General features: G+C 33.4%; 23 protein-coding genes and 5 tRNA genes. 5 read left to right on the top strand and 23 right to left on the bottom strand.

Annotated elements, in window-relative coordinates:
* Window positions 1-9: 9 nt before the first annotated feature.
* The 17 genes from secE to ACTU6T_RS10110 all read right to left on the bottom strand — a co-directional run bounded on the left by secE (window position 10) and on the right by ACTU6T_RS10110 (window position 11,777).
* Window positions 10-201 carry a preprotein translocase subunit SecE gene (secE, locus tag ACTU6T_RS10190; RefSeq protein WP_460218101.1) on the bottom strand — a complete coding sequence of 64 codons (192 nt, stop codon included), beginning with the start codon at window positions 199-201 and terminating at the stop codon, window positions 10-12.
* A gap of 93 nt (window positions 202-294) precedes the next feature.
* A tRNA-Trp gene (locus tag ACTU6T_RS10185) sits at window positions 295-367 on the bottom strand.
* Between the two features lie 63 nt (window positions 368-430).
* Window positions 431-1,618, bottom strand: coding sequence for an elongation factor Tu (gene tuf, locus ACTU6T_RS10180; protein WP_460218100.1), 1,188 nt, complete (start codon window positions 1,616-1,618; stop codon window positions 431-433).
* A 59-nt stretch (window positions 1,619-1,677) separates the two neighbouring features.
* A tRNA-Thr gene (locus ACTU6T_RS10175) sits at window positions 1,678-1,749 on the bottom strand.
* Between the two features lie 58 nt (window positions 1,750-1,807).
* Window positions 1,808-1,880 (bottom strand) — tRNA-Gly (locus ACTU6T_RS10170).
* Window positions 1,881-1,967: 87 nt separating this feature from the next.
* Window positions 1,968-2,049: transfer RNA gene (locus tag ACTU6T_RS10165), tRNA-Tyr, on the bottom strand.
* Between the two features lie 54 nt (window positions 2,050-2,103).
* Window positions 2,104-2,177, bottom strand: a tRNA-Thr gene (locus ACTU6T_RS10160).
* Window positions 2,178-2,370: 193 nt separating this feature from the next.
* Window positions 2,371-2,673: a ribosome hibernation-promoting factor, HPF/YfiA family gene (gene hpf / locus ACTU6T_RS10155; protein WP_460218099.1), complete on the bottom strand. Its 303-nt coding sequence runs from the start codon at window positions 2,671-2,673 to the stop codon at window positions 2,371-2,373.
* 27 nt (window positions 2,674-2,700) lie between these two features.
* Complete coding sequence (locus tag ACTU6T_RS10150; protein WP_460218098.1) at window positions 2,701-3,591, bottom strand: tyrosine-type recombinase/integrase; 891 nt, start codon at window positions 3,589-3,591, stop codon at window positions 2,701-2,703.
* 108 nt (window positions 3,592-3,699) lie between these two features.
* Window positions 3,700-3,894 (bottom strand): 30S ribosomal protein S21, encoded by a 195-nt coding sequence (gene rpsU / locus ACTU6T_RS10145; protein WP_460218097.1) that lies wholly within the window; start codon window positions 3,892-3,894, stop codon window positions 3,700-3,702.
* An 89-nt stretch (window positions 3,895-3,983) separates the two neighbouring features.
* Complete coding sequence (locus tag ACTU6T_RS10140) at window positions 3,984-5,411, bottom strand: carboxypeptidase-like regulatory domain-containing protein (RefSeq protein ID WP_460218096.1); 1,428 nt, start codon at window positions 5,409-5,411, stop codon at window positions 3,984-3,986.
* A 58-nt stretch (window positions 5,412-5,469) separates the two neighbouring features.
* The gene (locus tag ACTU6T_RS10135) at window positions 5,470-6,636 is read right to left on the bottom strand and encodes an acyl-CoA dehydrogenase family protein (protein ID WP_460218095.1); all 1,167 of its coding nucleotides are present in this window, start codon (window positions 6,634-6,636) and stop codon (window positions 5,470-5,472) included.
* Window positions 6,637-6,658: 22 nt separating this feature from the next.
* Window positions 6,659-7,516 (bottom strand): ComEA family DNA-binding protein, encoded by an 858-nt coding sequence (locus tag ACTU6T_RS10130; RefSeq protein WP_460218094.1) that lies wholly within the window; start codon window positions 7,514-7,516, stop codon window positions 6,659-6,661.
* Between the two features lie 32 nt (window positions 7,517-7,548).
* Window positions 7,549-9,141 (bottom strand): alanine/glycine:cation symporter family protein, encoded by a 1,593-nt coding sequence (locus ACTU6T_RS10125; protein WP_460218093.1) that lies wholly within the window; start codon window positions 9,139-9,141, stop codon window positions 7,549-7,551.
* Window positions 9,142-9,239: 98 nt separating this feature from the next.
* A complete protein-coding gene (locus tag ACTU6T_RS10120; protein WP_460218092.1) occupies window positions 9,240-10,259 on the bottom strand; it encodes a potassium channel family protein in 1,020 nt (339 codons plus the stop codon).
* Window positions 10,260-10,262: 3 nt separating this feature from the next.
* Window positions 10,263-10,490 (bottom strand): PspC domain-containing protein, encoded by a 228-nt coding sequence (locus ACTU6T_RS10115; protein ID WP_460218091.1) that lies wholly within the window; start codon window positions 10,488-10,490, stop codon window positions 10,263-10,265.
* Between the two features lie 15 nt (window positions 10,491-10,505).
* A complete protein-coding gene (locus ACTU6T_RS10110; RefSeq protein ID WP_460218090.1) occupies window positions 10,506-11,777 on the bottom strand; it encodes a DUF2851 family protein in 1,272 nt (423 codons plus the stop codon).
* Window positions 11,778-11,870: 93 nt separating this feature from the next.
* On the opposite strand from ACTU6T_RS10110, the gene ACTU6T_RS10105 reads away from it, so the two are divergent.
* Window positions 11,871-12,344: a DUF1572 domain-containing protein gene (locus tag ACTU6T_RS10105; RefSeq protein WP_460218089.1), complete on the top strand. Its 474-nt coding sequence runs from the start codon at window positions 11,871-11,873 to the stop codon at window positions 12,342-12,344.
* Between the two features lie 37 nt (window positions 12,345-12,381).
* On the top strand, window positions 12,382-13,179 hold the full coding sequence (locus tag ACTU6T_RS10100) for a nucleotidyltransferase domain-containing protein (protein WP_460218088.1): 798 nt from the start codon (window positions 12,382-12,384) through the stop codon (window positions 13,177-13,179).
* A gap of 13 nt (window positions 13,180-13,192) precedes the next feature.
* Here the strand turns inward: ACTU6T_RS10100 and ACTU6T_RS10095 are convergent, their stop codons facing one another.
* Window positions 13,193-13,960: a uracil-DNA glycosylase family protein gene (locus tag ACTU6T_RS10095; RefSeq protein WP_460218087.1), complete on the bottom strand. Its 768-nt coding sequence runs from the start codon at window positions 13,958-13,960 to the stop codon at window positions 13,193-13,195.
* Between the two features lie 3 nt (window positions 13,961-13,963).
* Entirely contained in the window at window positions 13,964-14,722 is a 759-nt protein-coding gene (gene yaaA / locus ACTU6T_RS10090) for a peroxide stress protein YaaA (RefSeq protein WP_460218086.1), read from the bottom strand.
* A 256-nt stretch (window positions 14,723-14,978) separates the two neighbouring features.
* On the opposite strand from yaaA, the gene ACTU6T_RS10085 reads away from it, so the two are divergent.
* Entirely contained in the window at window positions 14,979-15,818 is an 840-nt protein-coding gene (locus tag ACTU6T_RS10085; RefSeq protein ID WP_460218085.1) for a hypothetical protein, read from the top strand.
* A gap of 134 nt (window positions 15,819-15,952) precedes the next feature.
* On the opposite strand, the gene ACTU6T_RS10080 is transcribed toward ACTU6T_RS10085, so the two are convergent.
* Window positions 15,953-16,987 (bottom strand): RluA family pseudouridine synthase, encoded by a 1,035-nt coding sequence (locus ACTU6T_RS10080; protein ID WP_460218084.1) that lies wholly within the window; start codon window positions 16,985-16,987, stop codon window positions 15,953-15,955.
* 4 nt (window positions 16,988-16,991) lie between these two features.
* Window positions 16,992-17,552: a PASTA domain-containing protein gene (locus ACTU6T_RS10075; protein WP_460218083.1), complete on the bottom strand. Its 561-nt coding sequence runs from the start codon at window positions 17,550-17,552 to the stop codon at window positions 16,992-16,994.
* 157 nt (window positions 17,553-17,709) lie between these two features.
* Between ACTU6T_RS10075 and ACTU6T_RS10070 the strand changes: the two genes are divergently transcribed.
* Entirely contained in the window at window positions 17,710-18,687 is a 978-nt protein-coding gene (locus ACTU6T_RS10070; RefSeq protein WP_460218082.1) for a D-alanine--D-alanine ligase, read from the top strand.
* A gap of 28 nt (window positions 18,688-18,715) precedes the next feature.
* Window positions 18,716-19,171 (top strand): pantetheine-phosphate adenylyltransferase, encoded by a 456-nt coding sequence (gene coaD / locus ACTU6T_RS10065; RefSeq protein WP_460218081.1) that lies wholly within the window; start codon window positions 18,716-18,718, stop codon window positions 19,169-19,171.
* Here the strand turns inward: coaD and ACTU6T_RS10060 are convergent.
* Window positions 19,164-19,814, bottom strand: a complete 651-nt coding sequence (locus ACTU6T_RS10060; RefSeq protein WP_460218080.1) for a response regulator — start codon at window positions 19,812-19,814, stop codon at window positions 19,164-19,166. The genes coaD and ACTU6T_RS10060 overlap by 8 nt on opposite strands.
* 72 nt (window positions 19,815-19,886) lie before the next feature.
* The gene (locus tag ACTU6T_RS10055) at window positions 19,887-21,833 is read right to left on the bottom strand and encodes a tetratricopeptide repeat-containing sensor histidine kinase (RefSeq protein WP_460218079.1); all 1,947 of its coding nucleotides are present in this window, start codon (window positions 21,831-21,833) and stop codon (window positions 19,887-19,889) included.
* Window positions 21,834-21,837 lie beyond the last annotated feature (4 nt).

The following is a 21,837-nucleotide window of genomic DNA, read 5'->3' as shown; positions in this document are numbered from 1 at the left end:
AGTTATTAGTTATATTAATTCAAAATAAGCTTTAATAACTTTACTAAAAACAGTATCAACGCCCCAAATAGCTAATGAGAATATGATTGAAAATACAGCTACTAAAACGGTTAAACTTTGTGCCTCAGCCCAAGTTGGCCAAGAGACGTGATTTTTTAACTCGTCAAAAGATTCTTTTATATAATTAACTATTCCTGCCATTTGATTTTGTATTTGCACACTTCGACTTCGCTCAGTGTAAACTTATTGAGAGACTTAATTAACATTAAAACAAAGCCTCGTTTATTTCGTTTGCACGGGTTGAGAGACTCGAACTCCCGACACCTGGTTTTGGAGACCAGTGCTCTACCAACTGAGCTAAACCCGTAAATATAAATCAAGGCGTTCCGACAAATCGGAACACCTTAATTAATATTTATTTAATAAATATTTAGTCTAAAATTTCAGTAACCTGACCTGCACCTACAGTTCTACCACCTTCACGGATTGCGAAACGTAAACCAACGTTCATTGCAATTGGTTGAATTAATTCAACAGTGATTGTAAGGTTATCACCAGGCATTACCATTTCAACACCATCAGGAAGCGCAATGTTTCCAGTCACGTCAGTTGTACGTACGTAGAACTGTGGACGGTAGTTATTATGGAATGGAGTGTGACGTCCACCTTCTTCTTTCTTAAGGATATAAACCTCAGCTTTGAAGTTTTTATGCGGTGTTACAGAACCAGGCTTAGTAATTACCATACCTCTAGAGATTTGAGTTTTCTCAATACCTCTTAATAAGATACCAGCGTTATCTCCTGCCTCACCTCTATCAAGAATCTGACGGAACATTTCAATACCAGTAATAGTAGATGTTAATTTTTCAGCACCCATACCAATAATCTCAACTGGATCACCTGTATTTGCAACACCAGTTTCGATACGTCCTGTAGCAACAGTTCCACGACCAGTAATTGAGAATACATCTTCAATTGGCATTAAGAAAGGCTTATCCATATCACGTACTGGCTCTTCAATCCAGTTATCAACAGCTTCCATTAATTCCATTACTGTATCAACCCATTTTTGTTCACCGTTAAGTGCTCCTAAGGCAGAACCAGCAATCACAGGACCATTATCACCATCATACTCATAGAATGACAATAAATCTCTGATTTCCATTTCTACTAATTCTAATAACTCATCATCATCAACCATATCCACTTTATTCATGAATACAACGATACGAGGAATACCTACCTGACGTCCTAAAAGGATGTGCTCACGAGTTTGTGGCATTGGACCATCAGTAGCAGCTACTACTAAAATAGCACCATCCATTTGAGCAGCACCAGTAACCATGTTCTTTACGTAATCGGCGTGACCTGGACAGTCAACGTGAGCGTAATGACGGTTAGAAGTTTGATACTCAACGTGTGATGTATTAATTGTAATACCTCTTTCTTTTTCTTCAGGAGCGTTATCGATAGTATCGAAATCTCTTGCTTCAGATAAACCTGCATCAGCTAATACTTTAGTAATAGCAGCAGTTAAAGTTGTTTTACCGTGATCTACGTGTCCAATAGTACCAATATTAAGGTGCGGTTTTGAACGATCGAAAGTTGCCTTTGCCATGTTTAATTTATTTAATCTTATTTATATTAGTGTTCAATTTAATTCTCAATTTGAAAAAGAGCCAATGACGAGATTTGAACTCGTGACCTCTTCCTTACCAAGGAAACGCTCTACCCCTGAGCTACACCGGCGTAAAGTGTTTACTTCCTCATTACAATAATGAGATTCCTGCCTTCGCAGGAATTTTAGAGCGAGAGACCGGGTTCGAACCGGCGACATTCAGCTTGGAAGGCTGACGCTCTACCAACTGAGCTACTCTCGCATTTTATAACCGTTTAACCAGTTAAAGGATTTTAAATTTCATTACTCTATATAGAATCAAGCTTTCTTTATAGAATTGAAAAAATTGTGGGGAGAGCAGGATTCGAACCTGCGAAGACATAGTCAGCAGATTTACAGTCTGCCCTCGTTGGCCGCTTGAGTATCTCCCCAATTTTAATGAACTTTCGCTAAAAATCACTCACATGATTTTTAGACTTTTTTAGAGCCGATGGAGGGACTCGAACCCACGACCTGCTGATTACAAATCAGCTGCTCTAGCCAGCTGAGCTACATCGGCTTTTCTATAACTTTTTTGCTATAAAAAAAGCCCGCTATTTCTAACGGACTGCAAATGTAAAGATTTATTTATTTATTCAAAACATTTTTTGAAAAATTTTACTCGATAATCGAGATTTTATTTCTTAAATACTTTTTTTGTGATTAAGTGTTTTCCAAAAACATGTTCTATAAAGATTTTTAAGTGACGTTTCTCACATATGTGCTCTTAATTTTTCTTTTCGTCTTTTTAACTGTCTTTCTAATGACGAAACAGCCATATCTGTTCCTTCTTCAAATGTTTTGCATTGCTTTTTAACTATAAAACTATCCCCTGGGACTTTTACCCTTGCTTCAAATATTTTATTTTCTTTGTCACTTGTATTTTCAACTTTTAAATACACATCAGATTGGATGACCTTGTCGTAAAACATATCTAGTTTATCCATTCGCTTTTGGATAAAAGCGATAAGCTTTTTGTCCGCATTGAAATTTACAGATTGAGTGTTTACCTTCATAATCGTTCGTTTATTGGTTAGACAATATTATTTTTTACTTCTTGGATGTGTATTAGAATACACTTTTTTTAATTCTGCTATACTATTGTGTGTATAGACTTGGGTTGCTGCCAAACTTGAATGCCCAAGAAGTTCTTTAACAGCATTTAGATTTGCACCTTGATTAAGTAAATGAGTCGCAAACGAGTGTCTTAATATGTGAGGACTCCGCTTTACCTTTGTAGATACCTTACTAAAGTAATCATTTATAATTCTGTATACAAGAGTTTCATAAATTTTAACCCCTTTTTTTGTTAAAAACAAATAAGACTTATCTTCGATAACAGATAATCTATTTCTTTCAATACTATAAGCTTCAATAGTTTTTACTACCGATTCTAATAACGGTATATAGCGTTCTTTATTTCGCTTCCCTAATACTTTTAAGGTTTTATTAGCAATATCTATATCTGTAATTTTAAGCTGAACTAGTTCTATCCGTCGAATTCCTGTGGCATAAAATAATTCTATGATTAATCGATTTCTTAATCCTTCAAAATCTTTTGCTGCATGAAGGTCTTCCAAAACCGCTTTCATTTCAGCCTCTGAAAATGGCACTTGTACTTTTTTACTGACTTTTAGTGCTTTGTGCTTTACTAATGGATTAACATCTATCGTTTTTGTTTTAAGTAGAAATTTATAATAGGTATTTAATGACGATACTTTTCTATTAATACTACGGTTGGAAATTCTAGATTCAACCAAACTTACAATCCAGTATCTAATTTGTTGGTAACTAACCTTATCAATATTTTTAGAATTAAATTCTGAAACTATAAAACTTTGAAACGCTTCTAGATCTGTAAGATATGCCTTAAGTGTTAGTTGAGAATAGTTTTTCTCTAGCAATAAATAATCTGAAAATGCTCTAAAAGCCATATCTACTATTTTTCGGAAGTATACATTAAAAGTACAATTTTTATTTATAGAAAAGGCAAAAAAAATCCCGCCAAAATTTAGCGGGATTATTATTAAAAAAAGACTTACTTATACTGCTTCTTGGTCCCTTAGACCTTGAACGTATTGCGCTTTTTGGATTTGTGCTCTACGTGCTATTGAAGGCTTTGTAAATTGCTTACGTTCTTGCAACTGACTTTTAACCGTTGTTTTTACAAACTTGCGCTTGTAACGTTTTAACGCTCTATCTATATTTTCTCCTTCTTTAACTGGAATTCTTAACATAGTTCTTAACCTCCTCTCTTTTAGATTTTTTAAGGCTGCAAATATAGGAACTAATTTAAGATGTCAAACTATATTTTAAAAAAAATATACTAGTCTTTAAATAAGGAAGCTCGCTGACTTAAATCTTCGATCATCTTTTCATCTTCTTCGCTTTCTAAAAGTATATTATAGTTATTCCAAAACGCTTTATCATAAGGCTTAGGTGAAAAAATATCCATGTCCCAAGTGTCAGAAAGCTCAGTTTTAATAAGCGCTTTATCTAAAATAATTTCAGAAAATAATATTTCCTGAACGGTATAGTAATAACGTTCCTCTTTATTATATCGCTCTTTTTCTTCATCACTAACTTTCTCATCAGCTTTAAAACCTACATTTACCAGTTTAGGAGTTTCGTAATATATGTAGTTTGGGTACATTTTATCTTCGTACTCTATATAATTCATAATCAACTTATGATTAACTTGGGTATCAAACAATCTTTTACTTCTCACTTTTTGCGCGTCGGAAGCAGCTACCAACTCATACTCGATTCTTTTAATTGCATAATTATCGTAATAAATATACAACCATCCATTAGCAACATAACCTTCATTGAATATACCTTTAGTTCCTAATCCTATAAAATCTTCACTATCGGAAATTTTAATTTTATAAATCTTTCTGTCATTATCTACTAAAATCGTGTCTAATTTAAATTGATGTGTATCCAAAATATCTTCTCCAAATAAGGATTTAGCAGTATTTGAATTTCTAAGTAAATTCAGTTTTCCATGAAAGATATTTTGAAGGCCATTTACGCGGTTATCATTCCATTTTATAGCATCGATTAATTGTGATGTTTCCAACTGACTTCGTCTAACATCCTTAGGTTTTAATCGACGGTTTCTAGTATTCTGATTCTTATACGACACATAAGAAAAAATACTATCAACATCTCTCAAATCATAGCTCTTTCTCATTTGATCCACATTGATTTTTAAATAGTCATCTGAGTTAGAAGCAAAGCCAGAATCATAGACTGTTATAGCGCTTTCTATTAGCCATTTAAATTCAACTTTATTACGTTCTTTATGACGCAAGAAACCTTTTTGAATATACGCTGAATCTGGCAAGTTATTAGACAACTTCTCCATAGCCCTCAATACAATATCATTACCAGTAGTTGGACGCGTTTCAGCAATAAGTAAGATCTCATCAAGCGATGCTATATCTTCTTCGAGATACACCTCTTCAGAATTATCAAACTCTCCAACCGGAATTTTAAAACTCTTATATCCTATTGAAGAAATAATTAAAGTGTCTTTCGCAAATTCTTGAGATACTTGAAGCGCAAACTTACCATCAGAATTACTAACTGTTCCTATTGTAGTATTCTTAACATAGATACTAGCACTTTCGATGGGCATTAGTGTTCCAAAGTCGACTATTTTATTTTTAACTTCAATTTGTGCAAAGCCAAATAATGAAACTAATAAAAGACAGTACAATAAAACAGCTTTAGAGTTTTGCGCTACCATAGATACATTTATTTTTTATTATAGAAATCCTATGAATGTCTCAATATATCCAGCAGAATTATGTTGCCGGTTTATAATCTTTACCATCTATTTCCATTTTGGCGATAATTTCTCTCAGAATCTCCGAGGTTCCACCACCAATAGGTCCTAATCTACTATCTCTTAATAATCTTGCCATTGGATATTCTTCCATGTAACCATAACCTCCTAAAAATTGTAAACATTGGTAAATCACTTCATCCGCCATTTTCGTAGAACGCAATTTAGAGACTGTAGCTTCTTTAACGACGTATTCTCCTTTATCTAAACGCTCGGCTACTGTATAATTAAATTCTTTACACATGAGCATATCAGCATAACAATCGGCAAAGGAATGACGCAATGCTTGAAATTTATCTATAGATCTTCCAAAAGCTTGACGCTCACTCATGTATTGCTTAGCATAATCTAGAGCATACTCAGCTCTTGCATGAGCGTTAATTCCCATAATTAAACGCTCTAAAGCAAAGTGCTGCATGATATACGGAAATCCCATATTCTCCTCGCCCATTAAATTAGATATCGGAATCGTCACATTATCAAAAGCAATTTCTCCGGTATCTGAAGCACGCCACCCTAATTTATCTAATTTTGTAGCTGAGATTCCAGGTGAATCTCTATCCATGATAAAAATACTAATGCCTTTATTACCAAGCTCAGGGTTTGTTTTAGCAGCTACAACCAAATAATCACTATATACACCATTTGTGATAAAAGTTTTAGACCCATTTATCACGTAAGTATCTCCTTGTTTTACTGCAGTAGTTCGCATGCCTGCCACATCACTACCTCCAAATGGTTCGGTAATACACAAACATCCTATTTTCTCTCCAGTAATACTTGGCGTTAAATATTTTTCCTTAATCGCATGATTTCCTTCTTTATTCACATGTGTCATAGCTAAATATGCATGTGCCCAAATCGCAGCAGAAAACCCAGCTGAGTTAATTTTTTGAAGTTCTTCAAGTAAAATAACAGTATAGAACAAATCAAGATCCATTCCGCCATACTGTTCAGGATACGCTAATCCAAAAAAGCCCATCTCTCCAAACTTTTCCCAAATGAAACGTTCAATATGTCCTGTTTCTTCCCATTTTTCAATATGCGGAACGACTTCTTTCTGTAAAAAATCTTTTAAACTTTGTCTGAATAATTCGTGCTCTTCGGTGAAGTACCTACTGCTCATAACCTGCTCTTTTATTTGATGATTAATCGAATGTCAAATATAGCTTAATTATATCACTTTTTTTAGTTGGGAAATCTTTAACTTTTGTTAATTCGTCGAACGACTTAAATCCCTCTCGAAGTATACGTTGTTCAATAATATTATGAGCAATTTCATAATCAATATATTTAATAGAAACCAATTCATCTAGAGTTGCAGTATTCACATTAATAGTTGAAATTGGCTTTGCGCTTTTCACTGTAAACTCGTTTAGTATGCGTGCAATTACTTCGGGAGACAACCCATAGACTTCTTGTAACTGCACATCTGCAATAAAACCATCAGATTTCGTTCTGTAGTTCACAATACGTTCAGACAATTTATCTCCAATTCCATAAACACGTTTAAGTTGAGCAGCCGAAGCTGTATTTAAGTCTTTCTTTTCAGCAAAAGTTTTAAGCTTTGAATTCGTAGTATAATCATTTAAGTACTTAGTCTTAGGCTTTGGGTTGGTTACCCATTCAGGAAATTTAAAATAAGGTGATATTTCAGCGAGTAACGAATCGGAAACTTTTGTCACTATTTGAAATTCCTTTACTGAATTGACCCATTTATTTGTCTTTCTGAAAGCATGCAATCTGTCAATCTCTTCACTTGACATACCCAAAGCATAACCTTTATAGTCGGTAATATAATTTGGATTAAAAGGATATATTTTAGGTTGACTATTGGTGATTTTCTCTGAGCGCAACGCATCTACTTCGGCTCTAAACTCAGTAAGCAATAATGAATTAACCTCAAGCTCTTCTGAAGAAAAATCAATAAAAAAGTATAGACCTTGAGTAATCAATATAAGTAATACTAACGCAAAAATCCCACTACGTTGTTGTTTTGTAAACATGAAGTGGGATTTAAAATGTTTCATATTATCATTTAAGATTTTCGAGCTTTTATAGCTGCCATATATTTATTTAATTCGTCTCTTACTTTTGGGGCTAGAATAACGAGTCCAATCATATTTGGAACCATCATAGCAAAAATCATGGCATCTGAGAAACCAATCACTGAACCAAGGCTAGCAGCTGCTCCAATAACTACGAATACACAAAATATAATCTTGTACGTATACTCCATTTTCTTTGTTCTTCCAAACAAGTAAGCCCAACCTTGAAATCCATAGTATGACCATGAAATCATAGTACTAAATGCAAATAACACTACTGCCACTGTCAATACATATGGGAACCATGAAATTGTAGATTCGAATGCACTTGATGTTAATAAAATTGCTTGAGCATCATTAGCAGGCGGATTTAATGGATCAACAAAACCTGTGATAATTAGAACAAGAGCAGTCATTGTACACACGACAACCGTATCAATAAATGGTTCTAATAAAGCTACCATTCCTTCACTAGCTGCATATTTAGTTTTAACTGCAGAATGGGCAATAGAAGCAGACCCAACACCCGCTTCGTTAGAAAACGCTGCTCTTCTAAATCCTTGCACTAAAACCCCTACAGCACCACCAGCAATTCCAACAGGGCTAAAAGCACCATCCCAAATTGCAGAGAAAGCACTACCAATTAAATCATATTTAGCAATAATCACAAACAGAGATGCAGCAACATAAATCACAACCATAAATGGCACGATTTTATCTGTCACTTTAGCGATTTTCTTAATCCCGCCAATAATTACGATACCAACAAAAACAGACATCACTAATCCGAATAACCAACCTTTACCATGTAAGAATGATTCATTACCACCAGTAATATTTTCAACAAGTTGGAAAGCCTGATTCACTTGAAACATATTTCCACCTCCAAAAGAACCTCCAATAACGAATACAGCAAAAAGAGCAGCTAAGACTTTTCCTAGTCCACCTAAGCCTTTAGACTTTAATCCTTTAGTTAAATAATACATTGGACCTCCATAAACAGTCCCATCTTCAGCAATATCTCTATATTTCACACCAAGTGTACATTCTACAAACTTAGAAGCCATACCTAATAATCCAGCTACTATCATCCAAAATGTTGCTCCAGCGCCACCAATAGACACAGCAATAGCCACACCTGCAATATTCCCTAAACCAACAGTAGCAGATAAAGCAGCGGTTAAGGCTTGGAAATGTGACACTTCCCCTTCATGACCTTCAACAGCTATAGTCTCAATAGCATCTCCTCCTGGCGTAGAGTCACCTGCACCAACAAGAGACTCGTGATGATCTATATCATCATACTTACCTCTAACTATATTTACAGACGTAAGAAAGCCTCTGAGATTAATTCCTTTAAAATAAAAGGTAAAGTATAGTGCTCCAATAATTAAAGGGAATAATACCCAAAACACTTTAACACCACCTCCAAAGTCGATTTGATAAAAAATCGCTTGAACAAACCAGCCGGTAGCATCTCCAAATTTTTCATCTATAATTTGGTCAACGCCTTTTTCGGCATCTTGAGCAAAGGTTAATATTGGTAATACGAGTGCAAAAAGTGAAAGAAGATATTTCTTCATACTTGATTTATTTAAGTTAGTTAGTTTCGTTATTAGAGTCACAAGATGCTAAAAAAAAACGACTTTTTAAAACCATGCTTGTTAAAAAGACATGCTATTTAATCGATATCATAAAGTGAATTCAGCTTTTGAATTTGTTCTGGTCTCCCTAAAACGATTATTTTAGAATTGGGTAGTAATTGCATATCTGCTTCTGGGTTAACTATATATTCACCCTCATCATCTTTATAACCTATGACCGTACAACCCGTTTTTTTACGGAGATCTAAATGACGTAAAGTTTCAATTTTTGAGCTAGAAAACAATTTTTCTACTGCGACTTCTTCAATATTTACGTTAGCCTTTCCAACAATTGATAAGTTATCAATGAACTCAATTAAATCTGGGACTACAACTAAAGAAGCCATATGGTCTCCACCAATTCTATCTGGTAAAATAACATTATTAGCTCCTGCTAATTTCAATTTTTGATAAGACGTTTCCTGAGAAGCACGACTTATGATGTTCATTTCTTTGTTAATTTGTCTGGCTGACAATACAACAAATAAGTTGTCTGCATCATTAGGCAAGGCAGAGATTAGCGTTTCAGCTCTTTCAACACCTGCCTGCAGTAAAACTTCATCTTCATTGGCATTTCCTAAAACAAAAGGCATCATTTCACTCTGAAACTTATCCAATACATCTTTGTTTTTCTCAATGACCACAAAAGGTTTTTTGTACGCTAACAACTTTTTTGCAGCCTGCTTCCCATTTCTTCCGTAGCCGCAAATTATAATATGGTTTTTGAAGCTATCAATTTTCTTTTGCATCTTTTTTTGTTTTAGTTCTTCAAAATCATTTTTACTTAAAATATATTCGGTTATCACTGTAATAGCATATCCAAGAATAACAACACTTGCCAAAATTAAAAATATGGTAAATATTTTAGCATTATCGTCGAGTGGCTGAACCTCACCAAAACCAACTGTAGTAATGGTTATTACTGTCATGTATAAAGAATCAATCCAGGAGTAATCTGACATGATTTTAAAACCGAACACACCAATAATCAATATCAGCACTAATAAAAAAATTGCTGTATAAATTTTAACTCTAAATAGTTTAATTAATGGATTCATAGTTTATAAATCAAATACTGATGAGCGTTTAGTATATATGAGGTCTTTGATTTTTATCCAAAAGGCGAAAAATAAATATAATGCAAAACCAAAGCCTACTGTAACAAATGTGAGATAGATGAATGACGTACGAACTACTTTCGCTCTAATACCCAAACGATCAGCAATTCGCTGACATACATAATAGCCTCGTTTCTGAAAATAGTACAGTATTTGATAAAATAATTTCACACTGCAATTTAAACTTTATTTGTTTAACAATGAATTTCCAATAGCACATTTTAAACATTGATGTTGATCACAATATTCGGTTTTCAATTGAATCAATGCTTGAGAGTTCATAGCCGATTTCGAATCATAATTCATTCTATTAAAACCATCAATAATTTTATTTTTTTCTGAATCTATTAACCTAATAAAATCTAAAATAGCATTAACATTCACGCTCCCATGATATTTCTCATAACTAAATTTTAAGGGAATTATCGCATTGATGATTATTAAATCAATAAATGACCGACTTAGTTTTTTAATTGATGGGGTTGAACTACTCGTAAATGTATAATGAGTATTCCAAAATGTTGAACTTGAGACATTAAATAACGAATAGATTTGGGATGACTCCTTTGCATTAACTATCTTCGAGAACAAATGCTGGTTATTATGATACAAACTAGCTAATTGTGACAAACGTAAAGTTGGAAAACTAGAAGGTCTTAACCTAAAAAACTTTAAGGGAAAAACACCACTAGAATCTAACTGAAACTTTTGTTTTAAAAATTGATAGTCTTTTTGAAGTTGTATATAGTAGCTGTCTTTTATAGTCTTATCCAATAAACCTGATTGCCCAAATAGTAATGCTTCTAGCATGTGCAAATGTGATTGCAATTTTCTAACAACCGAAAATTCCATGGAATTAGCTAGGCTAAAAAATGTATCACCATTAACTTTGAGTCCGAAATTTTTAGCCAATAATTTAAACAGAACAGCTTCCCAATCATAATTTGAAGTTTTCAATAAACCGAAAATGACTTCTGACTTGCGTTCTAATCGCTCAAAATATAGACGCTCTAACCAATTGTCCATCTCAAATTTTGGAACATCAGTGAAATTTTGTTCGCAATTTATCCATGACTTTTGTTTAGAAAACAAGTTGTAATATTTAGATAATAGTGCTTCATGGATATAGTTTTTAAGTTCTAATGTTGGTGTTATGGAGTTGTCTCTTCTATAAACATCTATATCATGTTCATACACCACATGTAATATTACATTATCGTAAGCAGGATCTTTTTGATGATTATGAAGAAACCAATCACTAGATTTAACATGAATTTCAATATTTCCAGCCCAAAGTTGCTCTCCAATACGCAACCGACCATTGAAAAAATCTGGACCGCTATTCAGATTCAATAATCCTACTGATATAATTTCCAACGGTTCATGTTGCGTAGTTTCTATAAGGAGAACATCAAACTTTTTATATTGCCAAACATAATGGAGAAAATTTTCTCTCATATTCAAATATAGTAAATTTTCTATACTAAACAAATAGTTTTTAGAATCCGTACATAAATCTTATTTTTATGTAATTTGGAAATAAAAACAACTATGAACCTGTCGCAACACTTAGCCAAACATTTTAGAGCCGTTCATTTTGGTGGCAATTGGACCAGTGTGAACCTTAAAGACTTGCTATCTGACGTTACTTGGGAAGAAGCTAATACCAAAATTGAAGATCTCAATACAATTTTAGCACTCACCTATCATGTAAGTTATTATGTGACAGGCATTATTGAAGTCTTTCACAACCGACCATTAGAAATACGAGATAAGTTTAGTTACGATCACCCTGAAATTAAATCAGCAGACGACTGGCAGCACATGCGTGACGCAATCTACACCAATGCTGAAACTTTGGCAAAACATATTGAAGCAATACCAGAAACTCAAATATGGTCGGACTTCGTTGATCCTAAATACGGCAACTACTTTGCTAATATTAATGGCATTATAGAGCATACACATTATCATTTGGGACAAATTGCGTTAATTAAGAAATTGATTCGATCAAAAAAGGGTTAACTTTAGTTAATTAACACATCTAATTAGTCCATGAGCTATGAGAACTGATATCCTACCACATCATAAAACCACCATCAAGAACCTAATCAATGCATATGAAAATGATCCTAGATTCCTTGGGCTTATTATTGGAGGTTCTGTAGCGAAAGGTTATGCTAGAGTTGATTCTGATGTTGATTTTATGATTATTGCCACAGATGAGACTTATGAAAATTGCAATGCTGAAAGCAATTTATTTATAAATCGGACAGACTTGGCAACCTACGACGGTGGCTTTGTGGATGGAAAAATCATCAATATGGATTATCTCAATAAGGTAGCAGCAACAGGTAATGAGCCATCAAGAGCTGCATTTGATGGTGCCTTCCTTGGCTATTCTCGATTAGATAATTTAGACACATTATTATCTTCAATACCGATATATCCAGAAACTAATCACCATAAGCGTATTAAGTCATTTTATGCTATGGCTTTTATTCAAAACTGGCTGATGGGTGAAGCTAACCGACATAACAACATTTATACCATGACACGAGCGGCTTCTCAATTAAGCTTATTTGCAGGCCGACTCATACTTGCTCATAATCGCGTATTATTCCCTTACCATAAATGGTTTTTAAACTATATTGAAAAATGCCCCAATAAACCTAAAAATTTCATAAAAAACATAACAACACTTTTAGAATCACCAAATGCCAAAACTGCTCGTGTTTTATTTCAAAGTTTGAAAGACTTTAATGATTGGAATATTAGTGATCATGAAGCCTATATGTGGTTTATGGAAGACGTAGAATGGAGTTGGATGGATAACACTACACCCTTAGAAGATTTATAATATCTTGTTACAATTACAAGAATTCACTATACTGTAATACTCTAAAATCAAACGTATTGAAATTTGGGTTCTTTGCTTTCAATTGTTTGTATAAAGGAATTCGGCTTATAGAGATATTGGCTGCGCCTGAACTTGAGGTTAGAGATACGGTTTTTATGGTTCTTACAGAGGTTTCGACTGCGTTCAACCTGACATTTTGGGTTTCGTTTGGACTTGCACTTCGACTGCGCTCAGTGTGATATTTAGATTCATTGTGCTCAGTGTGACATTCGATATGATTACAGAGAGTAAACTGATGAATACGTGGCACCTCGTTAGAGACTAATTCTAGTTTCAGTTTGTAATCTCTTAGATGCTTTCTAAAGAAATATTCTGGTCCGTTTTTACTATTTCCTCCTGTAAACAATAGGGTGTCAATATTAGGATATTGTTTGAGATACCCAATCACATCGCGTATTTTGATATTTTGCATCCCTAAATCGGAAGCGTCAATTTTATCTCGTTCTGCACTATCGACAATATCGCAAACACCTATTTTATGTTTGATTAAAAACGCTTTACGCTCATCAATTGCGTCTTGAGAATTATCATAACGCAATCCTAATTGGTGAATTTCATCAATGTACAACCACAATGAATTATGATAACTCCCATAACAAAAATCAACGTCACGTTCGTGCAATTCTCCAGTAGTAAATCTTGGTGGTGGCAAGGTTCCAACAATAAGCTTAGTAGTATCCTTTTGAATAAAAGGTTTGTATGGATGTTTGTGATGAAACATTAATTATCTAGTGAAGACCAATTCTGTATCATTTGATAATTCATCTGAAAACCGATAGCTTTCATAATTAAAGCCCTTGATATCTTCAATTGTCTTAGCATTAGTATCAATAACATAGCGTGTCATATATCCTCTAGCCAATTTAGCAAAGGTCATAATGGTTTTATATTCTCCATTCTTAAAATCTTTAAAATTAGCAGTAACAACTGGTACTTTTAAAGCTTTTGTATCAATAGCTTTAAAATATTCGTTACTCGCTAAATTTAAGAATACTTCATCCTCTTCAAGCTCTGCATTTAATGCCTCAGTGACTTGCTTTTTCCAGAACTCATATAAGTTTTTCTTTTTTCCTACCGGAAACTTGGTTCCCATTTCTAATCGGTAAGGTTGCATTAAATCTAAAGGCTTTAAAATGCCATATAATCCAGAAATGATGCGCACACTATCTTGAAGTTTATCTAATTTATTTGCGTCAATAGTATAGGCATCTAATCCGCGATACACATCACCACTAAAAGCATAAACGGCTGGTCTGGCATTGTCTTTTGTAAATGGTAAAGTCCACTCTTGATTGCGTTGGTAGTTTAACTGACCTAAATTATCAGAAATTTTCATCAGTTTAGATAAGCTTCGAGCCGATTTCTTTTTAAGCAACTTATTTAAACGTTCAGATTGTTTTAAAAAACAAGCTTCGGTTGTTTTAGTTGTAGGAAGCTTACTGTCGAAGTCTAAAGATTTTGCTGGAGATAATACGAGTTTCATGTGTTTTTGTTTATTGTTTTTCAACGGTCACATGCTATTGGCTAATAATCACTTTTTTTGGTGATTATGCTTTCACATGCTCATTTCATATAGAGAAATTTTTATTTCAAATTTACAACACTAAAAGGGACTTGTCAACCCTATTGTTTTAAATATGTCAATAGCATTATAATCTTATTCTATGTATATCATACTTATTTTTTTAATAAATCTAAATGTCAACTTTAATTTTTGTACTTTCATAAAAACCATTGTGATGAAAAAGCTTTTTTTGTTTCTTAGTATTATTTCAATTATTTCCTGCACTGACTCAAATGATAGTTTAGAAAACGTAAATTCAGGATTTCTATTATCAAACATATCTAGTGGGAGCACCACTGTATTAAGTTACACCTACAATAGTGAAAATCGTGTTGAAAGTTTGGTCTACAACAACAGTTTAAACACAACTGCACAGTATTCATATAATACTCTTGGGCAACTAATAGAAATTATTGAGTCTCCAATTTCATTCGATGACACAAATACTAATTTAGGGTATTCAATACTATCATTCACATATTTAAATAATGATCAATTTACATGCTTCTATGAAACCTTTGACAGTAATGACGTATTTCAATCTAGTAGGTATGTAAAATTTGAATTTGAAGGGCAATTAGCTAAGTCTTATAAAGTTTATGAAACAAATGAAAATGATTTTCTGACTTATGTCACGTTCGAACATGATAGTGAAGGTCGATTAACTCTGAGAGAAACAGACTATAATTCAGCTTTTAATGATGTTTGGCAAACTATTGTAACATCTTGGGATGAAAATTCTAATGGAGATATTTTAGGCACATATATTGAAGGTTGGAACTCTTACTTAAAATATTTTCCAGACCGCTATATTTCCACAAAACATCCAAGCGTTACTAATTGGAGAAATATTGATCTTACAACAAATTTTATATCAATTTCTGGAATAAAGACTTTTGAATACAACTACGATGGTAATGGCAACACACTAAACTTTCAAGAGTATATTGAATCAAATACAGGCGCTACAGGTGCTGGCGGAAGTCTCTCATATGAATTTATTCCCGAAAATTAATTTATATGACTGAGTTAAGGATGGAGCGCTTCGCCTGCGCTCTGTGCAGGAGTTGTTGGAGCTCATCTTTGATAGCGACTTGCGAGAGCCCGACCTTTTAATGCTCCAAAGCATTAAAAGGTAACGCCCAAATACTACTGCATATGCGTGGCATAATGTCGCCATTTCTCGATGCACTGCTGCATATCATCTGGGATAGGTGAATCAAAACTTAATTGCTCGCCAGTTGTAGGATGCTGAAATCCGAGCGTCTTGGCATGAAGCGCTTGTCTAGGTAAAATCTTAAAACAATTATCTACAAACTGCTTATACTTTGAAAACGTTGTGCCTTTTAAGATTTTTTCACCACCATAGCGCTCGTCGTTAAAAAGCGTATGTCCTATATGCTTCATATGTACACGTATTTGGTGTGTACGTCCAGTTTCTAATTTACACGAAACCAAGGTGACATAACCTAAACGCTCAATGACTTTATAATGTGTCACAGCTGGTTTTCCTTTATCTGCATCATCACCTTCAAAAACGGTATTTTGCAATCTGTTTTTTGGATGGCGACCAATATGACCTTCAATCGTACCTTCATCTTCGGTTACATTCCCCCAAACAATAGCAATATATTCACGTTCACTCGTTTTATTAAAAAACTGCTTCGACAAATGCGTCATAGCCTGTTCGGTTTTGGCCACAACAAGTAAACCGCTTGTGTCTTTATCAATACGATGCACTAAGCCTGGTCGTTCGCTCGAATTATTTGGTAAGTTTTCAAAATGAAAGACTAAAGCATTAATTAGTGTTCCAGAATAATTTCCATGTCCAGGATGTACAACCATTCCTGCTGGTTTGTTGAGGACCAATAAATCATCGTCCTCGTAAATAATGTTTAAAGGAATATCTTCAGGTGTTAATAGATACTCATAAGGCGGATGCTCGAATAGTACACGAATTTTATCTAAAGGTTTTACCTTATAATTTTGTTTTACCTGAACATCATTCACATAAATACTACCATCTTTTGCTGCGGTTTGAATTTTATTTCGTGTGGCATTTTCAATACGATTCATCAGGTATTTATCTATACGCAATGGCGCTTGACCTTTATCTACGGTAAACGCATGATGCTCAAATAATTCATCATCATTTTGTTGGGCTGCTGTATGTTCTGTAGTCATCGTTTTAGTTCGATCCTCGTTTCCCGTTTCCTAAAACGACATCGATTTTTGAAGTTAGCGGAAGCATTGTTCCTGCTTTTATTGTTTTGCCCTCAAATTTAATTGAAATCACTTCATCTTTACCTATATCATCTACATAAGTAATCTCTCCGACTTTAAATCCTAAGGTTTGTAGTGTAGGTTTTGCTTGACGGAAGGTTTTTCTAACAATATTTGGAACAGCAACTTTTCGGTATCCTGACGGATTTAAGGTTAAATAAATTTTTCGATCTTCTTTAACTTGAGCACCAGCTTTAGGATATTGCTCAATAACAGAAAACTTAGGGTATTTCGGATTATAATTAGCCGAGTCCTGAATTTCCATCACAAGATCGTTGTCATCCAATTCGATTTCAACAGTCTCTAAAGTCTTTCCTTTTAAATCAGGAACCTTAATAAACTCACCATGGTTAGTTGTACTCTTGAGATATTGCATTGTTAAAAACACAATTACTAATAAAGCGACTATGGCTAATCCTAATTGTTTAAAAAAGGTTTTACTTTTAAGAAATCTTATAACACTCATGAATTTATTTTGCTATGGGACAAATATATAAAAACGAAAGCGTTTTTATTATGGGTTTATTTGGTATTTTAGCTTAACTGAGAATTTGATGGTTTATTGCCAATTAAAAATAATATAAGCTCAAAACGTTCATTTAGTATTAATAAACTTGATGTCAATGAAAAAAAACATAGCAATTATCATGGGGGGATTTTCAAGTGAATATGAAATCTCTCTAAAAAGTGGACAAGTCGTCTATGAGACTTTAAATCGTGACCTATATAATACATATCGCATTCATATTTTTAAAGACAAATGGGTTTTTGTTAATGATTTTAACGAAGAATTCCCTGTAGATAAAAATGATTTTTCGGTTTTAGTGAATGAAACCAAAATCACATTTGACTGTGTCTTTAATGCTATTCATGGATCACCAGGAGAAGATGGCTATATGCAAGGTTATTTTGAGTTATTGGATATTCCTCAAACAAGTTGCGGGATGTATCAAGCAGCCCTAACCTTTAACAAACGAGATTGTCTCAGCGCTTTAAAACCTTATGGAATTAAAATGGCTGAATCCTATTTTGTGAATTTAGGAGATGCTATTGATGAAGATGCTATAGTAACTAAAGTTGGATTACCTTGCTTTGTGAAAGCGAATCGTGCTGGTAGCAGTTTTGGAATTACTAAAGTTTATAAAAAGGAAGATCTTCATGAAGCCTTGGACATTGCATTTAAAGAAGATGATGAAGTTATTATTGAAGCCTTTTTAGATGGTACAGAGGTTTCTGTTGGCGTTATTAATTTTAAAGGAGATATTATTGTGTTACCAATTACTGAAATCGTCTCAGAAAATGACTTCTTTGATTATAAAGCAAAATATTTAGGTGAATCACAAGAAATAACACCAGCTCGACTTGATAAAAATGATGAGGAAAAAGTGAGAGTTATTGCTAAAAAAGTCTACGAAGTATTGCGTTTACAAGGGTTCAGCAGAAGTGAATATATTTTTAAAAATGGAGAACCCCATCTTTTGGAGGTTAATACTGTTCCTGGTTTAACTGCAGCCAGCATATTACCTCAACAAGCTGCAGAAGCTGGCATTAGTATGAGTGAACTCTTTGAAAACGCAATTGAAGAAGCACTCAAAAATTAATAATTATCTTTGTAATAGAATTAATTGTATGAAGCGAGCCATCTTTCCAGGATCTTTTGATCCAATTACATTAGGTCATTATGATATTATTAAACGTAGTGTCACTCTGTTTGACGAGGTTATTGTTGCTATAGGTATCAATGCTGAAAAAAAATATATGTTCTCATTAGAAGAACGTCGACAATTTATTCAAGAAGCGTTTAAAGAAGAGCCTAAAGTTTCAGTGGTGACTTATGAAGGTTTAACTGTTGATTTCTGTAAAAAAAATAACGTTGAGTTTATATTAAGAGGTTTACGTAATCCGGCAGATTTTGAATTTGAAAAGGCCATTGCGCACACTAATAGAGATTTAGCACCAATAGAAACTGTATTTTTACTAACTGCAGCGAGCACCTCTTATATTTCCTCCTCTATAGTTAGAGATGTGATAAGAAACCATGGTGATTACACCAAATTAGTTCCAAAAAGTGTAAGAGTTAAATAAGGTTATTACGCTTAGCTTTTTGAACAGCTTCTAACTTGTTATGTACCTGAAGCTTTTTATAGATATTCTCAATATGTTTCCTAACCGTACCTTTTGAGACAATCAAGTTTTCGGAAATCTGAATATAATTAAGCCCTTTACTTAAATGTTCTAATACTTCTGTTTCTCTGTTTGTTAATTTAATATCTTCTTTATCTTTCTCGTTTTCAATACTCAATGGATTTCGTAGCAACTTTAAGGTTTTTAAAGCTATAGACGGATTCATAGCTGCACCTCCATTTAATGTTTCAACTATACCATCATGAAGATTTTTAGCATTTATCTCTTTGAGTAAATAGCCATCTGCTCCTGCTTTAATTGCGTTAAAAATATGCTCATCATTGTCAAATGTTGTAAGCATAATAATCTTAATATGCGGATATTTTTTTTTGATAATTTCAGTGGTTTCTATACCATTTAATATTGGCATTTCAATATCCATTAAGATAAGGTCAAGATTGTGATTTTCTTCTAATTTCACTAGAAAATCTGAACCATTCACAGCTGTAAATTTGACACTAAAATCCTCAAAAAAAGACAATTTTTCTTTAACCGTGTTAATCAAGAATGTGTTATCGTCAACTATCGCAATTTTAATGGCCATATGATTATTTGTTTAGGACTTATAAGATAGTGTATATTCAGGAAATAGAACATACGACATTTGACGTATTTATCAAACCTTGGTAGTTAGCGTAATTGTTGTGCCTCTATTTTCTTCTGAAACAATATCGATATCAGCATCAATATCATGGGCACGCTTCCTCATATTATTTATACCATTTCCCAATGCTGTATGCTTTGTATCAAATCCTTTACCATCATCTGAAACTTTAAAAACAAAGCCTTCCTTACCTGCTGAAAAATCTACAGATACATGTTTTGCATTAGCATATTTTAGAGCATTATTAATACTTTCTTGAATAATACGATAGATATTCATGCCTTCAACTGAATTAAAGGAGTACTCTCTATTTTCTGCTTCATTCCAATTAAACTGAAAGGCAACCCCATGTGATGCAGCATCAGCATTATCAATGAAATTTGATATACGAGACTGTAAATCTTCTACAGAAATTTCGGATGTATTCATTGCCCAAATCGTATCGCGCAATTCATAAATAGTTGTTGAAGTAAATTCACTTATTCGATCTAATTTATTTGTTAATTTATCATCTTTAATATCAAATCCATATTTCAGATTATCAATCGAGGAAATAATAAAAGTGAGTTGTGCTCCAATATTATCATGTAAATCTCTACTAATTCTAAGACGTTGTTCTTGTAAACGGTTTTGTGTCTCAATCTTAATTAAGGCGTCCTTAAGCTCATTTTCTTTTTGAAGTTGTTTGTTTTTAAGCTTTTGTTGATTGTAAAACAAATAGCCTAATAAAGATAATATTGCCGCTAATACACCCAAAATCATTAACTGCGTATTTTTTTTACTAATATTTAACTCCTTTTCTGCTAGATCAGCTCGTTGGGAAAGGATCTCTTTTTCTTTTTTTTCTGTTTGATACTTCTTTTCTAGTTCAAAAACAGTTCTTGTTTTTTCGGTTTCAAAGACGCTATCTTTCTCAATAGTATAAGCACTTAAATATTTAAAAGCATCTTTGTAATCACCAATTGCAGCGCCAACTACAGATAATTGCTTTAGGGCTTTTATTTCTATTTCTTTGAAGTCATTATGTCTTGTTATATCTATTGCCTCTTCTAGTTCTTTTTTAGCTTTAAGAAAATCATTACTTGAAATGTAGTTATGCGCTAAATTAACTTTAGCATTTGATAACTCATATAAATTATTGTCTTTAGTAAATGCATTAATCGAAGACAAGTAATCTTTTTTTGCACTACCATATTGCTTCAAGCTGTCTTTAGCAATAGCTATATTAACACGCATATATGGCATATAACGAGAATACCCCAAGCTATCATATAATTGTTCTGCCTTTAGTGAATAATTGATAGACTCCTCATATCTTTCAAGGTTTAAAAGAACAGAACCCACATTACCCGTAGTAATGGCAACTCCAACGAAATAGTCATTCTCTTCATAAATTTCAAGAGCTTTTTTATAGTATTCTAAAACTTTATCGTAGGCTTTCTGTTTTTTGTAAACAATACCAATATTAACATAAACCATTGGCACTTTTTGAAATTCAGTAGAATAATCTTCATAAATTCTTAGCGCATTAAAATAACTTTCTAAGGCCTTAGTATAATTCCCTTTTGTATCATAAATTATCCCTAAATTATTTAGCGTATTAGCGATACCAATAGTATCTTTTATTTGCGTTTTGATATCCAGACTTTTTTGATGAAAATCTAGAGCCATATCCAATTGCGATAAGGCTTCATAACTACTTGCTATACTATTATATGCCGAAGCTATTGCTTTATCATCCTTAATAGATTCTGCAATTTTGAGTGCTTTTTTTCCATAAAACAAAGCGCTATCGGCATTAGAGTTTTTATACTCCCATGATATCTCATTGTAGTTATGAACTAATGCTTTTCCATGATCTGTTTTAGACGCTATAAGCAAGCTATCTAATCTAGAATTTTGTTTGGCTAATAAAAAAAATGGGGACGTAAGGAAAAGTGCGAATAAAAATTGTTTCATTTGT

This window comes from Psychroserpens citreus (assembly GCF_055686305.1).
The sequence above is the reverse complement of the archived record's forward strand: the minus strand, read 5'-3'. Positions and strand labels throughout refer to the sequence as shown.